Annotated in this window: 16 protein-coding genes; 11 read left to right on the top strand and 5 right to left on the bottom strand. The window is 63.7% G+C overall.

The features are described from left to right. Window position 1 precedes the first annotated feature (1 nt). Window positions 2–769 carry an aspartate dehydrogenase domain-containing protein gene (locus SC1_RS14475; protein WP_152682406.1) on the top strand — a complete coding sequence of 256 codons (768 nt, stop codon included), beginning with the start codon at window positions 2–4 and terminating at the stop codon, window positions 767–769. Beyond that, window positions 766–2,088: an MFS transporter gene (locus SC1_RS14470; RefSeq protein ID WP_193749182.1), complete on the top strand. Its 1,323-nt coding sequence runs from the start codon at window positions 766–768 to the stop codon at window positions 2,086–2,088. Before SC1_RS14475 ends, SC1_RS14470 begins: the two co-directional genes overlap by 4 nt. Window positions 2,089–2,177: 89 nt before the next feature. On the opposite strand, the gene SC1_RS14465 is transcribed toward SC1_RS14470, so the two are convergent. Continuing rightward, window positions 2,178–3,962 (bottom strand): hypothetical protein, encoded by a 1,785-nt coding sequence (locus tag SC1_RS14465; RefSeq protein WP_062183070.1) that lies wholly within the window; start codon window positions 3,960–3,962, stop codon window positions 2,178–2,180. 274 nt (window positions 3,963–4,236) lie between these two features. Here SC1_RS14465 and SC1_RS14460 point away from each other — a divergent pair, with 274 nt between their 5' ends. The 8 genes from SC1_RS14460 to SC1_RS14425 all read left to right on the top strand — a co-directional run bounded on the left by SC1_RS14460 (window position 4,237) and on the right by SC1_RS14425 (window position 15,847). After that, window positions 4,237–6,609, top strand: a complete 2,373-nt coding sequence (locus SC1_RS14460) for a TonB-dependent receptor (RefSeq protein ID WP_083435858.1) — start codon at window positions 4,237–4,239, stop codon at window positions 6,607–6,609. A 17-nt stretch (window positions 6,610–6,626) separates the two neighbouring features. Beyond that, window positions 6,627–8,381 (top strand): hypothetical protein, encoded by a 1,755-nt coding sequence (locus SC1_RS14455; RefSeq protein ID WP_062183063.1) that lies wholly within the window; start codon window positions 6,627–6,629, stop codon window positions 8,379–8,381. A 23-nt stretch (window positions 8,382–8,404) separates the two neighbouring features. Further along, complete coding sequence (locus SC1_RS14450; RefSeq protein WP_062183060.1) at window positions 8,405–9,322, top strand: hypothetical protein; 918 nt, start codon at window positions 8,405–8,407, stop codon at window positions 9,320–9,322. 16 nt (window positions 9,323–9,338) lie between these two features. Then, entirely contained in the window at window positions 9,339–10,022 is a 684-nt protein-coding gene (locus tag SC1_RS14445; RefSeq protein ID WP_062183057.1) for a fumarylacetoacetate hydrolase family protein, read from the top strand. A gap of 112 nt (window positions 10,023–10,134) precedes the next feature. After that, window positions 10,135–11,763, top strand: coding sequence for a thiamine pyrophosphate-binding protein (locus tag SC1_RS14440; RefSeq protein ID WP_062183055.1), 1,629 nt, complete (start codon window positions 10,135–10,137; stop codon window positions 11,761–11,763). Then, window positions 11,763–13,202: an aldehyde dehydrogenase family protein gene (locus tag SC1_RS14435; protein ID WP_062184245.1), complete on the top strand. Its 1,440-nt coding sequence runs from the start codon at window positions 11,763–11,765 to the stop codon at window positions 13,200–13,202. The genes SC1_RS14440 and SC1_RS14435 overlap by 1 nt, the downstream gene beginning before the upstream one ends. After that, window positions 13,192–14,445, top strand: a complete 1,254-nt coding sequence (kynU, locus tag SC1_RS14430; RefSeq protein WP_062183053.1) for a kynureninase — start codon at window positions 13,192–13,194, stop codon at window positions 14,443–14,445. Before SC1_RS14435 ends, kynU begins: the two co-directional genes overlap by 11 nt. A gap of 19 nt (window positions 14,446–14,464) precedes the next feature. Next, on the top strand, window positions 14,465–15,847 hold the full coding sequence (locus tag SC1_RS14425; protein ID WP_062183050.1) for an amino acid permease: 1,383 nt from the start codon (window positions 14,465–14,467) through the stop codon (window positions 15,845–15,847). Here the strand turns inward: SC1_RS14425 and SC1_RS14420 are convergent. Beyond that, window positions 15,799–16,791 carry a LysR family transcriptional regulator gene (locus SC1_RS14420; RefSeq protein WP_062183047.1) on the bottom strand — a complete coding sequence of 331 codons (993 nt, stop codon included), beginning with the start codon at window positions 16,789–16,791 and terminating at the stop codon, window positions 15,799–15,801. The two genes, SC1_RS14425 and SC1_RS14420, sit on opposite strands and share 49 nt — an antisense overlap. A 161-nt stretch (window positions 16,792–16,952) precedes the next feature. Here SC1_RS14420 and SC1_RS14415 point away from each other — a divergent pair, with 161 nt between their 5' ends. After that, window positions 16,953–17,969 (top strand): amidohydrolase family protein, encoded by a 1,017-nt coding sequence (locus SC1_RS14415; RefSeq protein ID WP_062183046.1) that lies wholly within the window; start codon window positions 16,953–16,955, stop codon window positions 17,967–17,969. 418 nt (window positions 17,970–18,387) lie between these two features. On the opposite strand, the gene SC1_RS14410 is transcribed toward SC1_RS14415, so the two are convergent. From SC1_RS14410 to SC1_RS14400, 3 genes are all read right to left on the bottom strand, one after another. Beyond that, a complete protein-coding gene (locus SC1_RS14410) occupies window positions 18,388–18,960 on the bottom strand; it encodes a hypothetical protein (protein ID WP_062183043.1) in 573 nt (190 codons plus the stop codon). Between the two features lie 85 nt (window positions 18,961–19,045). Continuing rightward, window positions 19,046–19,948: an RNA polymerase sigma factor RpoH gene (gene rpoH / locus SC1_RS14405; protein WP_062183040.1), complete on the bottom strand. Its 903-nt coding sequence runs from the start codon at window positions 19,946–19,948 to the stop codon at window positions 19,046–19,048. Between the two features lie 80 nt (window positions 19,949–20,028). Continuing rightward, a complete protein-coding gene (locus SC1_RS14400) occupies window positions 20,029–20,985 on the bottom strand; it encodes an RluA family pseudouridine synthase (protein ID WP_062183037.1) in 957 nt (318 codons plus the stop codon). Window positions 20,986–21,165 lie beyond the last annotated feature (180 nt).

Below are 21,165 nucleotides of genomic sequence, written 5' to 3'. Positions count from 1 at the left end.
GATGCGTATCGGGCTGATCGGTTTCGGTTTCATCGGAGCCGAGCTCTACCGGCGCATCGCCGCTAGCGACCGGCGGGACGAGGTCGTCTTCATCCACTCGCGTTCGCGCGAGCGACTGGCGGGATTGCCAGAGGAGGTGATCCTCGACGACCTGTCGGCCGCGCCCGACCGATCCCCCGACCTGATCGTCGAAATGGCGGGGCCGGAAGTCAGCTGCCAATATGGCACGGCTTTCCTGGCCTTTGCCGACTATATGCCACTGTCGCTGACCGCGCTCGCCGACGAGGCGCTGTGCGACCGCCTGACCGACGCGGCGGGGCGATCGGGGCGATCGCTGCTCGTTCCGCATGGGGCGCTTGTGGGTCTCGACAGCCTCGTCGAATGGCGCGACATGTGGGACGAGGTCTCGATCAGCTTTCGCAAGCCGCCATCGAGCCTTGGGGTGACAGGGGCGGGGGCAATGCAAGAGACTATATTGTTTGACGGCAGCGTTCGCGACATTGCGGCGCGTTATCCGCACAATGTCAACGCGATGGTCGCCTGCGCGCTGGCCACGACCGGCCTCGACCGCTGCCGCGCACGGCTCATTTCCGATCCCGCCATCGATTGCCTCGAACTTGCAGTCGAGGCGCGCGGGCATGACGGCTCGCGCCTGTCGATCTGTCGCCGCCAACCCGCACGCGGTGTTTCGGGAAGCGAAATGGCCGCCGCCGTCCATGCTTCGGTATGCCGGGTGGGCGGCCGCGCGGACGCGATGGCGTTCGTATGACCATCGACGAAAGCGGTCCCGTCCCGATCCAGCCGGTTGTCGACCGGCTTGCGTTCGGCGCTTTTCATGCGCGCGTGCTCGCGCTCGTCGCAGGGGTCATCCTGCTCGACGGGTTCGACATCCAGCTTGCCGCCTTCGCCGCGCCCGCAATCCTCGCCGACTGGCAGATTGGCTCGGCCGCGCTTGCCCCCGTCATGGCCGCGTCGCTGCTGGGCATGGCGGTGGGAACTAGCGTCGGCGGCCGGATCGGCGACCGTTACGGACGGCGCAGGGCATTGATCGGCGCGGCCTTCTGGTTCGGCGCGACCGCGATGCTCACCGCGCTTTGCCGCGATGTGACGAGCTTTTCGGTGCTTCGCTTCATCACCGGCCTCGGCCTTGGCGCGGCGGTCCCGAACGCGACGGCGCTGGTCGCCGAATGGATGCCGGAACGCGCGCGCAACTACGCGCTCACAATCATTTCGGTCGGGGTGCCGTGCGGCGGCATTGTCGGCGCGGGGCTCGCCTCCTGGCTGATCCCCGCCTATGGATGGCCCGCCGCCTTTCTGGTGGGCGGGGGATTGCCGCTGCTGCTTGGCATCCTGATGATCGGCGCGCTCCCCGAATCCCCGATATTGCTCGCGCGGCGCGGCGATGCCGATGCACGGATCGCGGCGCTTGTTGCGCAAGCGGGCGGCACGGCGACGGGGCCGTTCGCGCCGCCGCCCGTCGTTGCGCAGGGCGGGCATGTTCTTTCGCCGTCGCTGCGGCGCTCGACGATCGGGATGAGCATCGCCTTCTTCGCCGCGCTGATGGCCGTCTATGCGTTGCTTAGCTGGGTCCCCGTGCTGTTGACGGGGGCGGGGTTCGAAATGGCGAGCGCGATCCGTGGAGCGATGATCCTCAACCTGTCGGGGGTCGCGACCTCGTTCGCGCTCACCTGGCTGATGCTGCGTATCGGGTCGCGGCGTACGATGATCGGAACGATCTGCGCGGGTCTTGCCGCGCTGGCTTTGTGGGCCGTGCTGCTCCACACGCCCGGCGTTCCGCATGGCGCGATCCTGTTCGGTCTCGCGCTCGCCGGAGCGGGGGTGTTGTCGCTTCAGGTGCTGTTGCTCACCCTGTCGGCGCATGTCTTTCCGGTCGAGTGCCGGTCCGCGGGCATCGGCTATTCGATCAGCGTCGGACGGCTTGGTGCGATTGCCAGCGCGTTCGGCGCGGGCTTCCTGCTCGCGCGTCCGAACGGGCTGCTGCTCTATTTCGGGCTGGTCGCGGCGGCGCTAATGTTGCTGGCCGCCGCGATGCTCCTCGTCGACCGCCACCTGCCGCCGCGCGATTAGGGTGTGACGATCGCTTTCTGAATAGGAAGGCCTGTGCCCCTGCCTTCGCGGGGGGCACGCAGTTTCTTCAATCGAAGTCGGACAGCACCCTAATCGCGTGGCGGCCAGGGCTTCGCAGGCGCCTTGAACGAGGGCGTGCCGATCAGCGGCGACGACAGCGCGTAGAAGCCGTGATTGGTGAAAGCCCACAGGATGTTGCGGTCATATTCGGCGAAGATGCCATAGGTCAGATTACCCTGCGACTGGCCGCCGGTTTCGGCCTCGGTCGGGAAGCGCGGGACGAAATAGCCGGCAATCGACGGCTTGGTCGGATCCTTCACGTCGAAAATCTGAACCCCGCCGTTGTAAAAGGCATAGGCGACCACGCCGTCGCGAAAGCGGCCGGGTTGCGTGAGGTAACCCGACCGTTTGGGGCCAAAGCTGCCGCGCCGTTGGCAGAAATCGGTGAAGGCGGCGTCGGCGGGCGGGATGGGGCGGGGGAATTTGGCGGCGATTTTCAGCTTCGCCGGGTCGCGCGCATCGACGACCAGTATGTCCTTGTACGGCTCATAACATTCGTCGTTCATCGGATAGCCGTTGGTGAAGATATAGCCGGTCCGCTCATATTGGCTGAGGTCGACATTATCGAATTCTGTTCCCGCGAATTTCGGGACCTGATTGACGTGCCCGACGATCCTGATGTCGGCGGGATTGCTGATGTCGAGCGAATAGAGGCCGAGCCCCGCCATCGCGCCAAAGGCGATCTTGCCGCCCTCGTCGGGCGCCTTGGTCATGAACGGGGGCATGCGCGATCCGAACCAGGAGGTGCGATTGCCCGCGCGTGGGTTCATCAGATAGGCCGCTTCATGGCCCGGATCGCCGAGGATTTGGCCGGGCGCGGCGAACTGGCTGACGAAGGTCGGGTTCGCGGGATCGGTCATGTCCCAGACCTGATAGCCCGGGGTATAAATATAGTCGGCGAATTCCGTCAGCATGAAACGGTCGTCGGGCGCGGCCGACAGGAACATATATTTGCCCCCGTTCCATGCCGGGATGTCGAGCACGCCCGATCCCTGCTGTTGGCCCAGGGGGGCGTCGGGATGGCGATAGTCGCTCGTCCGCTCGGCAACGAGCTTCCACTGGTCGGGCAACGGACCGTCCATCACATAGACGCGAAAGCCCTTGAGGCCCTTCCAGTGCTTCAGCGTCTCTACGCCTTCGGGTTCGCGATATTTTTCGTCCATGATGCCATAGCGCGGGACCTCGAACGCCTGCACCATCACATATTTGCCGAGCCCCTTGTGCCACGAGATATTCGCGGCGCCAAAGCCTTCGCCCTTGCCATAGGGATTGACGATGTCGGGCTTGCCATGGGCGCCGATGCGCTGGCCGCGGCGATAGACGAGCTTCGCCTTGCGCGGATCGGTGATGTCGAACACGCCGACGCCCGACCGGTAATAGGTGTACATATAGCGTTTGCCGCCAAAGTCGGCGATCGACTGCCACGTGTGTCCGGTCGACGGAATGAAGCCCGTGAAGCTCAGGACCTCGACATTCTTTTTATAGCTCTTCTGGTCCCAATGATCGAGTTGGCCGGGGAAGTTCGGCGCCGTGCGGACGAGCGGCGTCGCCTTGGGGTGGACGAAATGGCCGGTCGCCGCGTCCATGCCATAATCCTTGCCCGGCACCGGCGGCTCGGGCTTGCGGTTATAGGTCAGGTTCCACCAGGCGCGGATGTCGGGATCGGGAATGTCGCTTTCCTGCGCCGTCAGCGGCGGGACTGGCTTCGCCGCGGCTTCCGCCGGTTCGTCAGCGAGCGACGGAGCTGCGAGCCCAGTCAAAAGAAGGGCCAGAACGCCCACCGACGCCGTGCGCATGACAAGATTGTGCCGCATTCAAGCCTCCCAAAACGAAATCCGGTATTGCTTGTCGGCCCGCCGGCCATGGCGATCCAATATTCGATAGCCGGGGTGCTATAATCTTTCATGGATAGCCGGGCGCAGTCGGTCTTCGTCAATCTGCTATAGCCAAATCAGAATAGAGATATCCTCATAATCTATTATATAGATATATGGAGATGACTAGGTTTCGGCCGTCCAATCGTTCAGGCCGATACGGAACCTTCCCGCAAGAGGACAAGGTGCGTCCGGCCGCTGGGGAGGCTATGTAATGCGAATGAACCGAAACTGGCGCTGCGCCTTGCTCGTAACCGCCGCAGCATGTGCGCTGCCCGGAACTGCCGAAGCGCAGTCGGCGCCCGCCGCCGAAGGCTATGGCGACGAGATTGTCGTAACCGCACGCAAGCGCGAGGAAACTCTGCAGGATGTGCCGATTTCGGTGCAGGCCTTCAGCAGCGCGGCTCTCGAACGCTCGGGCATCAAGGACTTTTCGGAAATCGCCTATCGCGTTCCCGGGCTGAAGCTCAGCGCCGAACGCGCTGTCGACACCGAGCTTTTCATTCGCGGCATCGGCTCTGACATCCAGGGTGCGGGCGCCGACGGTGCGGTCGGTATCTTCCTCGACGGTGCCTATATGTCGCGCGGCACCGGGTCGCTGCTCGATCTTTACGATCTAGAGCGCGTCGAGGTGCTGAAGGGGCCGCAGTCGCTGCGCTTCGGCAAGAGTGTTGTCGGCGGCCTCATCAACTATGTGACCAAAAAGCCGGGCAAGGAATTCGAGGGGCGCTTCGAGGCGACCTATGGCAATTACAACAGGCTCGACGCCGCGGCCTCGGTTCGCGGTCCGGTGTCCGACACGCTCGGGCTCGGGCTGACGGTCAGCTCGCGCAAGCATGACGGCTATGCGACCAACACCCGCGGCGGTGACGAGGAGGACCAGAATGTCCAGTCGGTCCGCGGCCAACTTCGCTGGCAACCCGATGCGACGCTCGATATCAACCTGTCGGCCGATTATACGCGGCACCGCGACGGCGCGCGCTGGGTCGATATCATCGTCCCCGGCGACAGCGAGGAAGTGACCTTCAACAGCTTCTTCGCGCCGCCGATCGCAAGCTTGCCGGGCTTTGTCCTGCCCGACCGCAACGCACCGTTCCGCAGCGCCGAGCGCCGCCGCGGCGCGCATAATTTCACCGGCTTCCAGAATTCGGACATGTACGGTCTCAGTGGCTCGATCGAATGGCAGGCGAGCGACGCACTCAGCATTGTGTCGCAGACCGCGTGGCGCGATTCCTCGCTCGCGGCGCGCGAGGACGGATCGGGCATGTTTTTCAACTTCGCGATCGATCCCGCGACGGGCGCGCCCGACATCACGCCGGCAATGCTCGCCGGGCTCGACACTTATCTCGCGACCGTTCCGGACAGCTATTTCGACAGCGGCAAGGCGGAGGATGTGCGCCAATTCTCGCAGGAACTGCGCCTGCGCTGGAACAATGGCGGCCCGCTCCAGATCGAAGGCGGGGTCTTTTACATGCGCGAGAAGATCCGCCGCGCCGAGGACGTGAATTTCCTCTTCGCCGATTTCTCGTCGATCACCGAATTCGCCTTTTCGATGGCATTCGGCGGCACTCCGGCATCGCCTTTCCCGGGCAGCAATCACACCGTCACGACGTCGAAGAACGACAATATCGGCGTCTTCGGCGAACTCAGCTACAGCATCACCGATCAGCTCACGTTCGAGGCGGGGCTTCGCTACGCCTACGACCGCAAGAATTACACCAATGATCGGTCGGGCGTGTCGTTCGAGGGCGCCCCGGTCGATTTCACCGTTTCGGACAAGCAGAGCTGGGACGCCTGGCTGCCGAGCGCCACGCTGCGCTACGAGCCGAGCGACAATGCGACCTTCTATGCCCGCTATGCAAAGGGGTACAAACCCGGCGGCTGGACCGGCGAGGACGCCAACACCCCCGCCGAGGCGCTGGTATCGTTCGACCCCGAAACCGCCGACAGCTTCGAACTGGGCGCCAAGCTCGCGCTTGCCGACCGGCGGCTCTTCGTCAACGCCGCGGCCTATTATACGCTCTATGACAATCTGCAGACCAACCAGTTCCTGTCGCCCGGGCCGGGCCTGCCGCCCGACAATTTCGTGTTCAACGCGGCGAACGGCACGCGCGCCTATGGCCTCGAACTCGACATTCAGGCGCGGATCAGCGACGCCTTCACCCTGTCGGGCAACTACGCCTATTCAAAGTGCAACTTCACCGGCGAACTGATCATCGATGACGACGGCACCGACCTCGACGGCAATAGCTGCCGCCGTACTCCGAAACATGCATTCGGCATCGCGGCGAACCTTGACCAACCGATCAGCGAGAGCCTTGTCCTCGTCGCGGGCAGCGATTTTCAATATACCGGCGCCAATTTCTTCGACAATCCGAACACTCCGATCCTGAAGTTCGACAGCGAAATCCTGCTGAATGCCCGCATCGGCGTGCGCGACGTTGACGACAAATGGGAACTGACCGCGTGGGCGAAGAACCTGACGAACGAGCTCAATTATACGAGCAAGCTCGAACTGTTCGGCACGATATACGGCACTTACATTCCGCCGCGCACCTATGGCGTGACGGCGCGATTCCGGTTCTGAGCGGCAGGGAGGCCAATATGAAGAGCGGTAGCAAATATTGGGCGGGCGGCGCGGCGATGCTGGCGGCATTGCTTTATCCCGCAATCCTGGCTGCCGCCGATTGGTCGGGCGGCCATGAGCCCGGCCCGATAGACGTCCGCGATCCATGGTTAAAGGCGTGGCAGGATGCGACGCCCGAAAACCCGCCCGCCGATCCGGTGCCCGGGGTCGATTACGGCATGAACTCCAACGGCAGCTTCCGCCATCCCGCCTCGACGCGCCTGACCACTGATGTTCCGGGCTTTCCCGGCCAGCTCGATGGGTGGGATCAGAACAGCTATGCAAAGAATGTCGAGGTCGTCGCTTTCTACCCCGCGGTAACCTCGCCGTGGCACGCCTGGGCGAATGTCGTCGATTTCGGCGGGCGTCGTTATCTTTACACGCACGACCGCGACTATCTGCGCATCCTCGACGTCACCGACCCGCGACAAGCGAAGATCGTCTGGTCGAAGGGCGGGGTATGGGATGCAAAGGGATCGAGCGAGGATTGGGACGCGTCGGCGGTCACTGATTATTTCGGCGGCGTCACCATCGCGTGGAACAAGAAATTACAGCGCAACGTGCTGATCGCCTCCTACGAGATCGGGCGCTTCGGGCTGCTCGAGGATAAACGGCGCCAGCCCGACAAGGTCGCGGCGCAGCGCCGCTATAACTCGCTCAAAGGGTTCAAGGTCTTTGTGATGAACGGGCCGACGCCCGACAGATGGGACCTGATCGCGACGCGTACGACCGACTATAAACATCCCGAAGCGCCCATCGGCGAGCAGCAAGGGTCGGGCGCACTCGACGCGGTGACCTGGTGGGGCGGAAAATATATGCTGCTCTCCGCGGCGCCCGACGACAGCTACGGCCTGACCGAATATCCCGATTATCTCTATTCGCCGGGCTATCAGGTCTGGGACATGGACGATCCTGCGAACCCGAAGTTCGTTTCGCAGATCACCGTGCCCGGGCAGGTGCTTGGCGACAAAGCGAGCGAGGCCGCCTATCGCGCCAATCCGCGCGCGGGCAACCGGACGAGCTGGATGGGATCGCGCAACCCGATCGTGCTGACCAAGCCGGTTGAGGGCGGCGGCCGGATCGGCTTCGGCGGCATGGGAGGGCTCGGCTTCTATACCTTCGATCTCAAGAATCCGGCGCAGCCGAAAACGCTCGGCCATCTCAGCGTCCCGCCGAGCTTTGCCGGGACCGAGTTCGATAATGTCGACGTCAGCCAATATGACCGCACCGGCTTCGTCTTCTCGAACGGCTATCCGATGAACGAGAGCTGTTACGAGCCCTATAAAGATATTTTCTCGATCGATGTGCGCGATCCGGCGCATCCGAAGGTCGCGGCAAAGTTCCCACGGCCGGTGCCGCCGCCCGGCGCTGGCTTCACCGACTATTGCCAGCGCCGCGGCAGCTTCGGGCCGAAGCGTTCGGGCGGGCTGGGTCAGCCTGAGCGCGGACGGCAGGGGCTCGCCATCTATGCTTTCTATAACGCCGGTATCCAGATCTTTGATGTGAAGGATCCGGCGAAGCCGACGATTGCGGGCTATTTTGTCCCGCGTTTCCCGACCGACAAGGAATTGCCGAGCTATACGTTCGGTAACTCGACCTTCGCGGTCTATACCGAATATGACCGCAACATCATCTGGGCATTTTCGGTGAACGGCGTCTACGCCTTGTCGAGCCCGCTGCTCGGCAAGCCCAATCTTGGCGCGCCGAAGACGATCTGGCCCGAACGCCGCTGACTTTATAGCTGGAGGATAGATTTATGCGCGCATGGAATATGGCGCTGGCGGGAGCATTGCTCTTTGCCGGATGCTCGAATTCGCCCGCCGAAAAGGCGGCGCAAAAACCCCCCGAACCCGCGGGCGACAATATCCTGCACATCAGTTGGGGCGGGATTGCAGAGGCCGATGCGGGCGAGGCGAAGCGGCATTGGTCGACCTGGGCGATCAACCTTGTCGACGGCGGCGCAGCTTATGGCTGGCTTTCGGACAAGGGCGCCACGCTGCCGCACGCGCTGAACTTCGAGCTCGCGGGCAATGGCAAGGTTACGGCGGTCGCGCTCGACAACCGTTTCGAACCCGTCGTGCGCGAGGATGGGTCGATGTCGCAGACCGCCGAAGGATCGCCGGTGCGGCGTTTCGCACTGCTCGGTTCGACCAAGGGACCCGAGGGGCCGTTCGAAACGCTCGTCGAGGGCGAGGCGAAGGCCGACGCGCAGACGGTGGTAAAGCTGCCCAAGGAAGCTTCGGCCCGCTGGCTGCGGCTGCGCATCGACAGCAATTGGGCGGGCAGCGGGCAGACGCGCCTGTCGGACCTCGCGGTCCTCGGCACGCTCGATCAGCGCGGCGCGGCGGCGGTCACCGATGCGAGCGGCATCTACGCCCATGAATATGGTCCAATTGCGCTGCGGCAGCAGGGCAGCGAGATTTTCGGTTGCTACAACGACGGGCTCGGCACGCTGCGCGGGACGGTCTTTGGCCGCATCATGCGCTTGGCCTGGTTCTCGAAAGAAGAAGGCAGCATCGGCGCGGCAACGCTGGTCGCGGCGAACGGCAAGCTCTATGGCTTTTGGTATCGCCCCGAAGACAAGATGGGGAGCCCGTGGAATGCGGTGAGGGAAGGCGGCCTTGACGGCACCGACCTCAGCAAATGCCGCGCGGCGCTCTATCCGCCAGCCTGACGCCAAGGATTCAGTGATGAGCCCCAAATTTTCCGTTGCCGCGCCGACCGTGGAGATCGCGGGGAGCGATGATCGCTTCCCCGTTCGCCGTATCTTCTGCGTGGGACGGAATTATGCCGAGCATGCGCGAGAGATGGGCGGCGCACCCGACCGTGAACCGCCCTTTTTCTTTGCCAAGCCCGCCGATGCGGTCATCGGCGCGGCGGCTGAAATTGCCATGCCGCCGCGTACCGCCAACCTTAATCACGAGATCGAGCTTGTCGTCGCGCTCGGCAGCGGCGGCCGCGACATCGCACAGGATGCCGCGATCGAGACAGTGTTCGGCTATGCCGTCGGCAACGACTTGACGCGCCGCGACCTGCAGGCCGAGGCAAAGGGTGCGGGGCGGCCATGGGATATGGCAAAGGGCTTCGACCATAGCGCGGTCATCTCTCCGATCCGCCCCGCCGACGCGATCGGCCATCCCGCAAACGCGCGCATCTGGCTGTCGGTCAACGGTGTCTTGCAGCAAGAGGGCGACATTGCCGACATGATCTGGCCCGTGGCCGACATCATCGCCGAACTGTCGACCTATGTCGAACTCAAGGCCGGCGACCTCATCTACACCGGGACGCCGGCGGGCGTCGGCCGGATCGTTCGGGGCGACCTGGTCGAGGGCGGCGTCGAGGGCGTCGGGACGATCGCAAACCGTTTCGTCTGATCGATTCCTATAACTCTTAGAGTATATCAGGGCAGTCATTCGGTATTATTTGTTTATGGCGCGCGCGCTTAGGCCGGTGGCCAGAGGACGGCTCTCGCATGAAGGATCGCGCATGAAATCGACCAATGTTGCCCGCAATGTCGTGGGGGCGCTCCGCGACATGGGCGTGCGTCACATCTTCGGCGTCCCCAGCGGCGGCTGGGTCGACTATATGGAGGCGATCCGCACCACCGACGGCATCGACTTCGTGCTCGCGAGCCACGAGGGCGGGGCGGGTTTCATGGCCGATATCTGCGGGCGGCTGACCGGTGCCCCGGGCGTGTGCTTCGGCACCTTCGGCCCCGGCGCTACCAACCTTGCGACCGGGGTCGGTGGTGCGACGCTCGACCGTTCGCCGATGATTGCGCTGACCGACGAAATGCCCGCATCATTGCGCGGCCGCACGGTGCAGATGGCAATCGATCACCAGGCCCTGTTTGCGCCGCTCACCAAGGCGACGATGCGGATCGAGGCCGATAGTGTGGTCGCGACACTTGCCGACGCGGCGCGTATCGCGCTGTCGGGGCGACCCGGCGCCGTGCATGTCGGGCTGCCGCAGGGGATGAGCGCGGTGGCAGTCGAGCAGGCGACCGTAGGCTCAATTGTCACGGATCCTGTACCCGCTCCGGCTGCGTCCGATGTCGACGCCCTTGTCGCGGCCTTCGCGGCCGCCGAAAAGCCGGTGCTCGCGATTGGCCTCGGGGCCGTCCATGCTGGGGTGCAGGACCGCATCGTTGCGCTCGCGGAGCGCTTCGGTTTGCCGGTGCTGCTGACCCCGATGGCGAAGGGTATGGTGGCCGAGGATCATCCCAACTATGCTGGTGTCCTGTTCCACGCGCTGTCCGACATGGTCGGCAAGACGCATGCCGAGGCCGATTTGGTCGTCGCGGTCGGCTATGACCCGATCGAGTTCAATTACGAAAGCTGGATGAAGGACGGGCTCACGCTTGCGAGCATCGACGTCGCGCCTGCCGACATCGATCGCGACAAGCATCCAGTTGCCGCCGACGTCGTCGGCGCGATTGCGCCCGCGCTCGATGCGCTGCTCGCGCTGCCCGCGGCGGCCAAGCGCTGGGACCTCGAAGCTCTTGCCGAGCGCAAGGCCGCCATGTTCGCGAAACTTGCCGGACGCGACGGGCCTTTCGGGCCCTGTGCGGCGCTCGACGTACTGCGCGACGTACTGCCCGACGACGGCATCATGACGTGCGATGTCGGCGCGCATACGCACCTCATCGGCCAGCATTGGCGGACGCCGAAGCCGGGCACGCAGATCATGACCAACGGTTGGTCTGCAATGGGCTTCGGCCTTCCTGCCGCAATCGCCGCGAAACTCTGTCGCCCCGATACGCCCGTGTGCTGCGTGCTGGGCGACGGTGGCTTCCTGATGACGGTCGGCGAGCTAGCGACCGCAGTGCGCGAGAAATTGCCTATCGTGATCGTCGTCTTCACCGACAACGACCTCGCACTGATCCGCATAAAGCAGGAAAGAAAGCAGAACCCGATCTATGGCACGCCAGTGCGCGCCGAAGGGACGATCGGCGGGCCGTCGCTGTTCGGCGTGCCGGTGACGGTCGCGCGCGATCCGGCCGAGTTCCGCGCCGCGCTCGAAGCAGGCTTTGCGGCGGGCGGCCCGGTCATCGTCGAGGCCCTGCTCGACAGCCGCGAATATGACGAGTTGGTGCTGCGCAAGGACAAGCCATGATGCATTCCGCTTTGGGGGCGGGCCGGTCGTTGTTGATCGGCGGCCGCTGGGAAGCGGCGGACGATATGATGCCGGTGACCAACCCCTGGTCGGGCGAGGCGCTCGGTGCGGTTGCCTGCGCCGACGCAGGCCACGTCGAACGCGCGGTGGCGAGCGCGCTGCGCGGTGCGGCGGCGATGCGCTTGCTGTCGACCGGCGAACGATCGCGCATTCTTCATGCCGCCGCGGCGGCACTCGAAGCCGATAACGAGCGCTTTGCCGCCGCGATCACCACAGAGACCGGCAAGCCGATCCGTGCCGCACGGCGCGAGGTTGCACGCGCGGTCAACACGCTGCGCCTTTCGGCCGAAGAAGCGGTGCGGCTCGCGGGCGAGACGATCGCCTTCGACAGTTTTCCGGGCGGCGAGGCGCGTTCGGGATATTATGTCTATGAACCTGTCGGCGTGATCGCCGCGATCACGCCGTTCAACGACCCGCTCAACCTCGTCTGCCACAAGCTCGGCCCCGCTTTCGCCGCAGGCAATTCGGTGGTGCTGAAGCCCGCCGAGCAGGCGCCGCTCGTCGCGATCATGCTCGCGCGGCTGCTGCTGGCGGCAGGGCTGCCGGAGGAGGCACTTTGCCTGCTGACCGGGCGCGGTAGCGATTTTGGTGATGCGCTGACGGGGCATGCCGACGTCGCGATGGTCAGTTTTACCGGCGGCGCGCACGTCGGCGAGGCGATCTGCCGCGCGGCGGGGATTAAACGGCTGGCGATGGAACTGGGCGGCAACGGCCCCGTGATCGTGATGGATGATGCCAATATCGAAAAGGCGGCCTCGGCATGCGTCGCCGGCGCCTTTGGCGCGGCGGGGCAGAATTGCATCGGGGTTCAGCGCATCTATGTCCACGATACCGTTTTCAACGCGTTTCAGGCTGCGCTCCTGGCGGCGCTTAAGGCGCTGCGCGTTGGCGATCCGATGGACGGCGAAACCGACGTCGGCCCAATGATCGGCGCTACCGAGGCCGAGCGCATGATCGCCTGGACGGTCGAGGCGGTATCGCGCGGCGCGACGCTGCTCGCGGGCGGCGAGCGCGCGGGGACGCTCGTGCGGCCGACATTGCTCGCGAATGTCCCGGACGATGCAAGCATTGCCTGCCATGAGGCATTCGGGCCGGTCGTCAGCCTGTTCCGTTTTACCGACCTCGATGCGGCGATCGACGCGGCCAATCGCGCCGACTACGCGATCCATGCCGCGCTGTTCTCCGAATCGCTCCGCACGGTCCGCTACGCGGCGGCCCGCCTGCGCGCCGCTGGGGTGATGATCAACGACTCGACCGACTATCGCCTCGACGCCATGCCGTTCGGCGGCGCGGGCCGGGGCAATATGGGCCGCGAGGGCGTGCGCTATGCCGCGCGCGAAATGTCGCAGACAAAGGTAATATGTTTCCATGACGCTTGAAGCCGCCAACCTCGACCGTGCCGCCTGCGAGGCGATGGATGTCGCCGACCCGCTCGCGCTGTTGCGCGCGCATTTCCATCTGCCTGACGGGATGATCTATCTCGACGGCAATTCGCTTGGTGCGATGCCGAAAGGGGCGAGCGAGCGTGCTCATGATGTGGTGACGCGCGAATGGGGCGCCGACCTCATCAAGAGCTGGAACAGCGCGGGCTGGTTCGATCTGCCGGTGCGGCTTGGCGACAAGCTCGCACCGCTTATCGGCGCCGCGCCAGGCGAGGTCGTGATCTGCGATTCGACGAGTCAGAACCTGTTCAAAGTGCTTTCGGCGGCGGTCGCGCTGCGCCCTGATCGCAGTGTGCTGATCCTCGAAGGCAGCAATTTTCCGACGAACAATTATATCGCGCAAGGCGTTGCGGCGGCGACCGGCGGACGGGTCAAGGTCCGGCTCTGCGAGAAGGACGAGATCGCGGGTGCGATCGACGAAGACACGATTGCGGTCGCGATCACCCATGTCCATTACAAGACCGGTCATATCCACGACATGGCGGCAATCACTGCGCGTGCACATGATGCGGGCGCGCTTGCAATCTGGGACCTGTGTCACAGCGCGGGGGCGATGCCGGTCGACCTGAATGGCGCGGGCGCGGATTTTGCGGTCGGCTGCACCTATAAATATCTGAACGGTGGCCCAGGCTCGCCTGCCTTCCTGTTCGCGGCCAAACGCCATCAAGGGCAGGGCTTGCAACCTGTCACCGGTTGGTGGGGTCACGCTGCGCCCTTCGCTTTCGAGCCCGACTATCGTCCGCAGCACGACATTCGCCAGTTCCTCATCGGAACCCAGCCGATCCTGTCTATGGCGCTCGTCGAGGTCGGGCTCGACATCCATCGCGCGGCTGACATGGAGGCGGTCCGTGCCAAGTCGATGGCGCTTACGGACCTCTTCATTCGCTTGGTCGAGGCGCGCTGCGACCGGCACGGTTTCACGCTCGCCTCGCCGCGCGACGCGGCGGCGCGCGGCAGTCAGGTGTCGTTCGCGCATGCCGAGGGCTATCCGATCATGCGTGCGCTGATCGCGGCAGGGGTGATCGGCGATTTTCGCGCGCCCGACACGGTGCGCTTCGGCTTCACGCCGCTCTATGTCGGCTATGCCGACGTGTGGGATGCGGTCGACCGGCTCGTCCACATCATGGACGGTGACATCTGGAGACAGCCTGAATATCAGGCGCGCGAAGCTGTCACCTGACGGACGGCAAGGGGGATTCATGGACGAACAGGCCTATATCGACCGCGAAGCGGGGCTCGAACGCGGGCTGACCAAGGCGCAGATCATCATGATCGGTCTGGGCGGCGCGATCGGCACCGGCCTCTTCATGGGGTCGGGCATCGCGATCGGCTATGCTGGCCCCGGCGTGCTCGTCAGCTATTTGATCGCAGCGCTGATTGCCGTGATCATGGTGTTCAGCCTCTCCGAAATGGCGGTCGTCCATCCGACCGCGGGTTCGTTCGGTACTTATGCCGAAATCTATCTCGGCCCGCTGATGGGTTTTGTCGTCCGCTACACCTATTGGATCCAGCAGATGCTGTTGATCGGCAGCGAAGCGGTCGCGGTCGGCATCTATATGAGCTGGTGGTTCCCCGACATGCCGGTGTGGATGTGGGCACTCGGCAGTGCGGTGACTGTCGTCTGGGTGAACACGCGGGCGGTCCATAATTTTGGCTCGGTCGAATATTGGCTGACCGTGATCAAGGTCTCTGCGATCGTCGCCTTCATCGTTGTCGGTTTGAGCCGTATCTTCGGCATCGTCGGCGATCCCGTCGGGCTCCACAATGTGACGGGGCTTCCCGGCGGTTTCCTGCCGAACGGCTTCTCGGGCGTATGGCTGGCGGTGCTGATGGCGCTCTTTTCATTCATGGGGCTGGAGTTCGTCGTCGGCACGGCAAGCGAAGCCAAGGATCCGAAGACCGCGATCCCGGCGGCGCTGCGCACGATGGCGGGGCGCTTGTTCCTTTTCTACATTCTCGCGCTCTTCATCATCGTCGCCTTCCTGCCATGGACCGAGTCCGGCGCGAAGGTGGTCACCGAAAGCCCGTTCGTGAAGATGTTTGCGAGCGCAGGCATCCCCTACGCGGCGGGAATTATGAACTTCGTCGTCGCCTCGGCGGCGCTGTCGGCGATGAACACCAGCATCTATTTGGGCTCGCGCATGCTCTTCTCGCTTGCGCGCGGTGGCTATGCGCCGAAGAAGCTCGGCGAGCTCAACGCGCAGCATGTGCCGATGCGGGCCACGATCGTTACCGGTATCGGCATTCTGGCCGCCGCCTCGCTGTCGATCCTGACGCCGCTCGCTTATAACTATCTCTTCGGCATCGTGCTGTTCGGCGGGCTCCTCGTGTGGAGCGCGATCCTCGTCAGCCATCTGCGCTTCCGCCGCAAACATCGGTCGGCCGACCTCCCGGTGCGGATGCCCTTCTTTCCTTATGCGCAGATATTGGGGCTCGTTCTACTTGGAGCGATCACGGTGACGATGGCGATCGACGCCGACTGGCAGGTCGCAGTCTTCGCGGGCGGGCCGTGGCTGGTTGCGATCGTGGCTGCCTATTTCGTCTGGCGTCGCGTGTCCCGCGGTTCGGCCAGCGCTTCCTGATCCTGTCCCAGTTCGCCGCGGATTTCCGCGGCGACCTCATGGACGACGCTCATGAAATAGGCGGCGGCCGCCGACAGCTCCACATTCGCGTGCGTCGTCGCGCCGATGCGCGAACCCGCGCCTTCGAGCGTCACCGGCAGCGCGACGAGCCCCGCCTGGCTGAGGCCCACCTGATGCGGCATCGCGGCGAGCATGTCGGTGCTTACCAGCAGCGCATGGTTGGTGAGGATCGACACCGACTCGATCACGTCGAGCGGCGGCTCCAGATTTTCGTGGCGAAAGGCCTGGTCGATCTGTCGGCGGAGCGAGGTTTGCGTCGGTGGCATCACCCACGCTTGTTCGACCAGGTCGGCGAGAGTGAGTGAACCTCGTTCGGTCAGCGGATGCCCTTCGCGCACCATGATCGATACCGTGTCGAGATAGAGCACATCCTGCTTCAACCCTTCGCGCTCGCGATATTCGGGCAGGCGGCCGAGCACGACGTCGATGTCCCCGGTGCGGAGCCCCGGCATCAGCCGGTCGATCGTCCCCTCGGCGACCGTCACCGCGATCCCCGGGCGCCGTTCGCGCAGCCGGGCGAGCGCACGCGGTAACAGCGATGTCGACGCCGCAAGCAGCGTGCCGACATGGACGCGCCCCGACAGGCCTTCCTCGAGCGACTGCAACTCCTCGCCCGCATGGCGAAGCTGCGCGAGGATCAGCTTGGCGTGTTTGATCATCACCGTTCCGAAATCGGTCGGCGTCACTCCGCGCGACGAGCGTTCGAAAAGCTGGACGCCCAGCGCGTCTTCGAGCTCCTTGATGCTCTTCGTCGCGGCGGGCTGGGCGATATTCAGCGCCTGCGAGCCCTTTAGCACCGTGCCTTCGTCGGCGATCGCCGTGAGGAGGCGAAGCTGGCGCAGCTTCAGCCGGCTGAGAAGGAAATTCTCGTGAAACTTAGGCATGCTGATCCTCCGCCCCGATTTTTGGAGGTTATAGCCATTTTGTAATAGCTAGGGCAAGTCTCGGGATTATTGTTGATAGCTGACGCTCGTTACTCAACCTCATGGCCCGCACGCATTGGCGACCGGCGGGCGCGTGACGAGACAGGGGTGCGGCGAAAATCATGACTGACAATGGCGCGAAACAGGTGGCCGTGATCGACATGCACAGCCATTTCTTCCCTGCGATGGATGATGCCTATCGCATGCGCGCAGAGGCGGAGGGGCTACCTTGGCTGCGCGATGCCGGCGGCGGTAGAGGGTTCATCATGCAGGGCGCGAAGGAATTTCGCCCCGTCGACGATATTCTCTGGGACCCCGCGCGGCGCGTGGAGGCGCTCGACGAGCAGGGGATCGACCTGCAGATCATCTGCGCGACGCCGATCATGTTCGGCTACAGCCGTCCGGCGGAGCAGGCGCTTGAATGCGCGCAGCGCTTCAACGACGCGGCGCTCGAATTTTGCGGGCATGCACCCGAGCGGATGAAGGCGCTCGCGCAGGTGCCGCTGCAGGATATCGACCTGTCGTGTCGCGAGGTCAGCCGTGCGATGGAAAGCGGCCATTTGGGCGTCCAGATCGGCAATCACATGGGGCTGCGCAATCTCGACGACGAAGGAATATTGACCTTCCTCACCCACTGCGCCGAGGTTGGTGCGGCGGTGCTGGTCCACCCGTGGGACATGATGGCGCGCGAGCGCATGCCCAAATATATGCTTCCCTGGCTCGTTGCGATGCCGGCGGAGACGCAGCTTTCGATCCTCTCGCTGATCCTGTCGGGGGCGTTCGACCGTCTGCCGAAAAATTTGCGCATCTGTTTCGGTCATGGAGGGGGCAGCTTTGCGTTTCTGCTCGGCCGCGTCGAGAATGCATGGAAATATCGCGACATCGTTCGTGTCGACTGCCCCAATCCGCCGTCGACCTACGTCGATCGCTTCTTCGTCGATTCTGCGGTGTTCGATCCGCGTGCGCTGACCCTGCTGATCGACGTGATGGGCGAGGATCGCATCCTGCTCGGTTCGGATCATCCCTTTCCGCTCGGCGAGCAGGACATCGGCGCGTTGGTGCGCGAGCATGACGGGCTGTCGGGCGCGCAGAAGGCGAAAATCCTCAGCGGCAATTCGCGAACCTTCCTGAATTTGTAGCTGTCGCCGATGTCGGTTTGGGGGTGGTGAGCGGACGTTGCCCTCTTTGGACATCGCCCGGCTAGATATTCCAAAGTTCAGTAAAGTTCAGCCCTATGAGCGCCCCGATTTGCCCGTCGCGGCGTGTTGGATGTGCGCGGCACGTCCGATCGTGGTCGTACCCGCAAGCCAGGCAGCGACCAGCTTTTTGTTCACCGAATGAAAGAGCCGGATGAAGGCTGGCACGGCCGAATAATGTAGGAAAGACCTAATTGAAGGCGATGTTTGTTTTGGGGTGGGGAGCGGACATCCCGTCATCCCGGGCTTGACCCGGGATCCCGCTTTTTGACGCACTTACTGGCTTCGACCTCAAGCGGGACCCCGGGTCAAGCCCGGGGTGACGAGGAGAGAATCTGTCTGCAATCAGTCGCTTCCAACCTCAGCCCTGCGGCAACTCGTCATCCGTCTTGTCCTTCGCTGCGCCGGTCGCATCGGCAGCCAGCGAACGCATCTTCGCTTCGGCGGCGGCTTCCTTGCCGCTTAACACCAGCCACGCCATCACCGCCGCCGCGATCAGCGACAGCAGCGCCAGCCAATATCCGATTTCCCAATCGACCTGGATCATCGCGAGCGCGGCCTGATCCATGCCGCCATTCTGGCTATTTTTGGCGGCCTCGGCGAGGATCGCATCCTTGCTGTATCGATATGTGCCGATGAAGATCAGCGCCAGCGCGGCAATCGACGTGCCGAGAACCAGCTTTGCGGCTTCACGCCCTTTCAGGAAAAGCAGCGCCAGTCCGCCGGCAATCGCGAGCAGCGCCAAAATCAGCCAGATATTCAGCGAGGCACCGTCGCCTGCCTGCGCCGCTTGGCCCATCGCGGTAACGCGGCCAAAGGCGAGGCCGAAGCCGCTCGCTTCGACAAGTTTCTGGTTGGAACAGCTAACGGTCATCCACGGCAGCAAAAAAGCCAGCAGCGCGATGCCCTTGGGAACCCGGATCCATTTCCACATGATATTTCCCCCTTCGTCCAAGCCGGGGGAAGGCTAGTCCTTTGCGCCCGCGAGTCAAATCACGGACGCAAAGGCCAAGGGCGGATCAGGCGCCCACCAGTCGCCGGTCGCCCGCGAGCTTCAGCATCGCCTTTTGCAGCTTTTCGAACGCGCGGACTTCGATCTGGCGGACGCGTTCGCGGCTGACGTCATAGACCTGGCTCAGGTCTTCGAGCGTCTTGGGATCGTCGGTCAACCGGCGTTCGGTCAGGATATGGCGCTCGCGCTCGTTGAGCGTTTCCAGCGCTTCGCTCAGCAGCGAATGACGCACGTCACGCTCCTGCGCTTCGGCCACGCGCTCGTCCTGCAACGGGCCTTCGTCGCCCAGCAGGTCCTGCCATTGGCTGTCGCCATCCTCGCCCATCGGGACGTTCAGCGACGTGTCGCCGCCCATCGCCATGCGGCGGTTCATGCTGATGACCTCGTCCTCGGTGACGCCGAGATCGGTCGCGATCTTGGCGACATTTTCGGGCGACAAGTCGCCGTCCTCGAACGCCGCGAGGTTGTTCTTCATCCGGCGGAGGTTGAAGAACAGCTTCTTCTGGGCAGCCGTGGTGCCCATTTTGACAAGGCTCCACGAGCGCAGGATGAATTCCTGGATCGAGGCGCGAATCCACCACATCGCATAGGTCGCGAGGCGGAAGCCGCGTTCGGGGTCGAATTTCTTCACGCCCTGCATCAGGCCGATATTGCCTTCGCTGATCAGCTCGCTGACGGGCAGGCCATAGCCGCGATAGCCCATCGCGATCTTTGCGACGAGGCGAAGGTGCGAGGTGACGAGCTGCGCCGCAGCTTCATTGTCGCCATGCTCCTGGAATCGCTTCGCGAGCATATATTCCTGCTCGGGGGTGAGCAGCGGAAACTTGCGGATTTCGGCCAGATAGCGGTTCAGGCTCGCCTCACCGCCGAGTGCGGGCACTGTTGCCGGAACATTGCTTTTGTTAGCCATTGGTAGAAACTTCCCTTATTTTCAGAGGAGAAATATGCCGCGGTTGAGTCCGGCGGTCAAAATAGATTTTCATTCGAAACCTAAACGCGCAATTCATCGATCAGTTCCCGCATGTCGCCTGGGAGTTCGCTGTCGAGCGCGATGTCGTTACCGGTCACCGGATGAATAAAACCCAAATGGGCGGCGTGCAACGCCTGACGTACGAAATTCCGTGCCCGGAGTATATCAGACAAAGGTTTACGTGAGCGACCATAGACGGGGTCACCGACAAGCGGATGGCCGATGTGCGCCATATGGACTCGGACCTGGTGCGTGCGTCCGGTTTCGAGTCGGCATTCGACCAGCGTCGCGTTCTTCAGCGGCTCGATCGTCCGGTAATGGGTGATCGCATGCTTGCCGCGGCCTTCGGCGACAACGGCCATTTTCTTGCGGTTCGTGCTCGACCGGCCCAGCGCGGCATCGACGGTGCCGTTTGCGGGGATCGGGCGTCCGGTTGCGATCGCGAGATAGCGGCGGTCGATGCTGTGCGCGGCAAATTGTTTCGCCAGGCCTTCGTGCGCCTTGTCATGCTTTGCGGCGACGATCAGCCCGCTCGTATCCTTGTCGATACGGTGAACGATCCCGGGGCGCGCAACCCCGCCGATGCCCGATAGCTGGCCCGCACAATGATGGAGCAGCGCGTTCACCATCGTACCGTCAAGATTGCCCGCGGCCGGGTGGACGACCATGCCCGCCGGCTTGTCGACGACGATCAGATGTTCATCCTCATAAGCGATGACCAGATCCATATCCTGCGCGACATTATGTGCGGGCGTGGCGACGGGCAGGCGGACCTCGATCGTCGCGGGCGCGGCCGCCTTGGCCGACGGATCCCACAGAATATTGCCGCCGGCGTCGACGACGCGTCCGCCCTTGATCAGCGTCTTCACTCGTTCGCGCGATAGATTGGGGAGGGCTTCGGCAAGCGCGCGGTCGAGCCGCAGCCCGGCCGCACTGTCCTGCAGCGTCACACTCAGTATTTCGTCGTCCCCCAACATTGATCAGAATGTGGTTTCAGGGTGCCGAAATTCAAGGGGAGGGATGCCGCTGCAATCTTCGCATTATCATCATCCCGGCCTTCGCCGGGATGATGGGCGCTTGAGGAGGGTTATCGCGCTTGCTCTGGACGGGTTCGGTGCCGTAGGAGCGGCGCACGCCGGAAATATCCGGCTTCTGCG

The organism is Sphingopyxis sp. C-1 (assembly GCF_001047015.1).
GTDB lineage: Bacteria > Pseudomonadota > Alphaproteobacteria > Sphingomonadales > Sphingomonadaceae > Sphingopyxis.
This window is presented reverse-complemented; position numbering and strand designations above follow the sequence as displayed.

Coding starts and splice junctions, on each gene's coding strand:
- SC1_RS14415 (WP_062183046.1), top strand. CDS start 16,953: ATGACTGACAATGGCGCGAAACAGGTGGCCGTGATCGACATGCACAGC.
- SC1_RS14425 (WP_062183050.1), top strand. CDS start 14,465: ATGGACGAACAGGCCTATATCGACCGCGAAGCGGGGCTCGAACGCGGG.
- kynU (WP_062183053.1), top strand. CDS start 13,192: ATGACGCTTGAAGCCGCCAACCTCGACCGTGCCGCCTGCGAGGCGATG.
- SC1_RS14455 (WP_062183063.1), top strand. CDS start 6,627: ATGAAGAGCGGTAGCAAATATTGGGCGGGCGGCGCGGCGATGCTGGCG.
- SC1_RS14440 (WP_062183055.1), top strand. CDS start 10,135: ATGAAATCGACCAATGTTGCCCGCAATGTCGTGGGGGCGCTCCGCGAC.
- SC1_RS14420 (WP_062183047.1), bottom strand. CDS start 16,791: ATGCCTAAGTTTCACGAGAATTTCCTTCTCAGCCGGCTGAAGCTGCGC.
- SC1_RS14400 (WP_062183037.1), bottom strand. CDS start 20,985: ATGTTGGGGGACGACGAAATACTGAGTGTGACGCTGCAGGACAGTGCG.
- SC1_RS14460 (WP_083435858.1), top strand. CDS start 4,237: ATGCGAATGAACCGAAACTGGCGCTGCGCCTTGCTCGTAACCGCCGCA.
- SC1_RS14450 (WP_062183060.1), top strand. CDS start 8,405: ATGCGCGCATGGAATATGGCGCTGGCGGGAGCATTGCTCTTTGCCGGA.
- SC1_RS14445 (WP_062183057.1), top strand. CDS start 9,339: ATGAGCCCCAAATTTTCCGTTGCCGCGCCGACCGTGGAGATCGCGGGG.
- SC1_RS14470 (WP_193749182.1), top strand. CDS start 766: ATGACCATCGACGAAAGCGGTCCCGTCCCGATCCAGCCGGTTGTCGAC.
- SC1_RS14410 (WP_062183043.1), bottom strand. CDS start 18,960: ATGTGGAAATGGATCCGGGTTCCCAAGGGCATCGCGCTGCTGGCTTTT.
- rpoH (WP_062183040.1), bottom strand. CDS start 19,948: ATGGCTAACAAAAGCAATGTTCCGGCAACAGTGCCCGCACTCGGCGGT.
- SC1_RS14465 (WP_062183070.1), bottom strand. CDS start 3,962: ATGCGGCACAATCTTGTCATGCGCACGGCGTCGGTGGGCGTTCTGGCC.
- SC1_RS14475 (WP_152682406.1), top strand. CDS start 2: ATGCGTATCGGGCTGATCGGTTTCGGTTTCATCGGAGCCGAGCTCTAC.
- SC1_RS14435 (WP_062184245.1), top strand. CDS start 11,763: ATGCATTCCGCTTTGGGGGCGGGCCGGTCGTTGTTGATCGGCGGCCGC.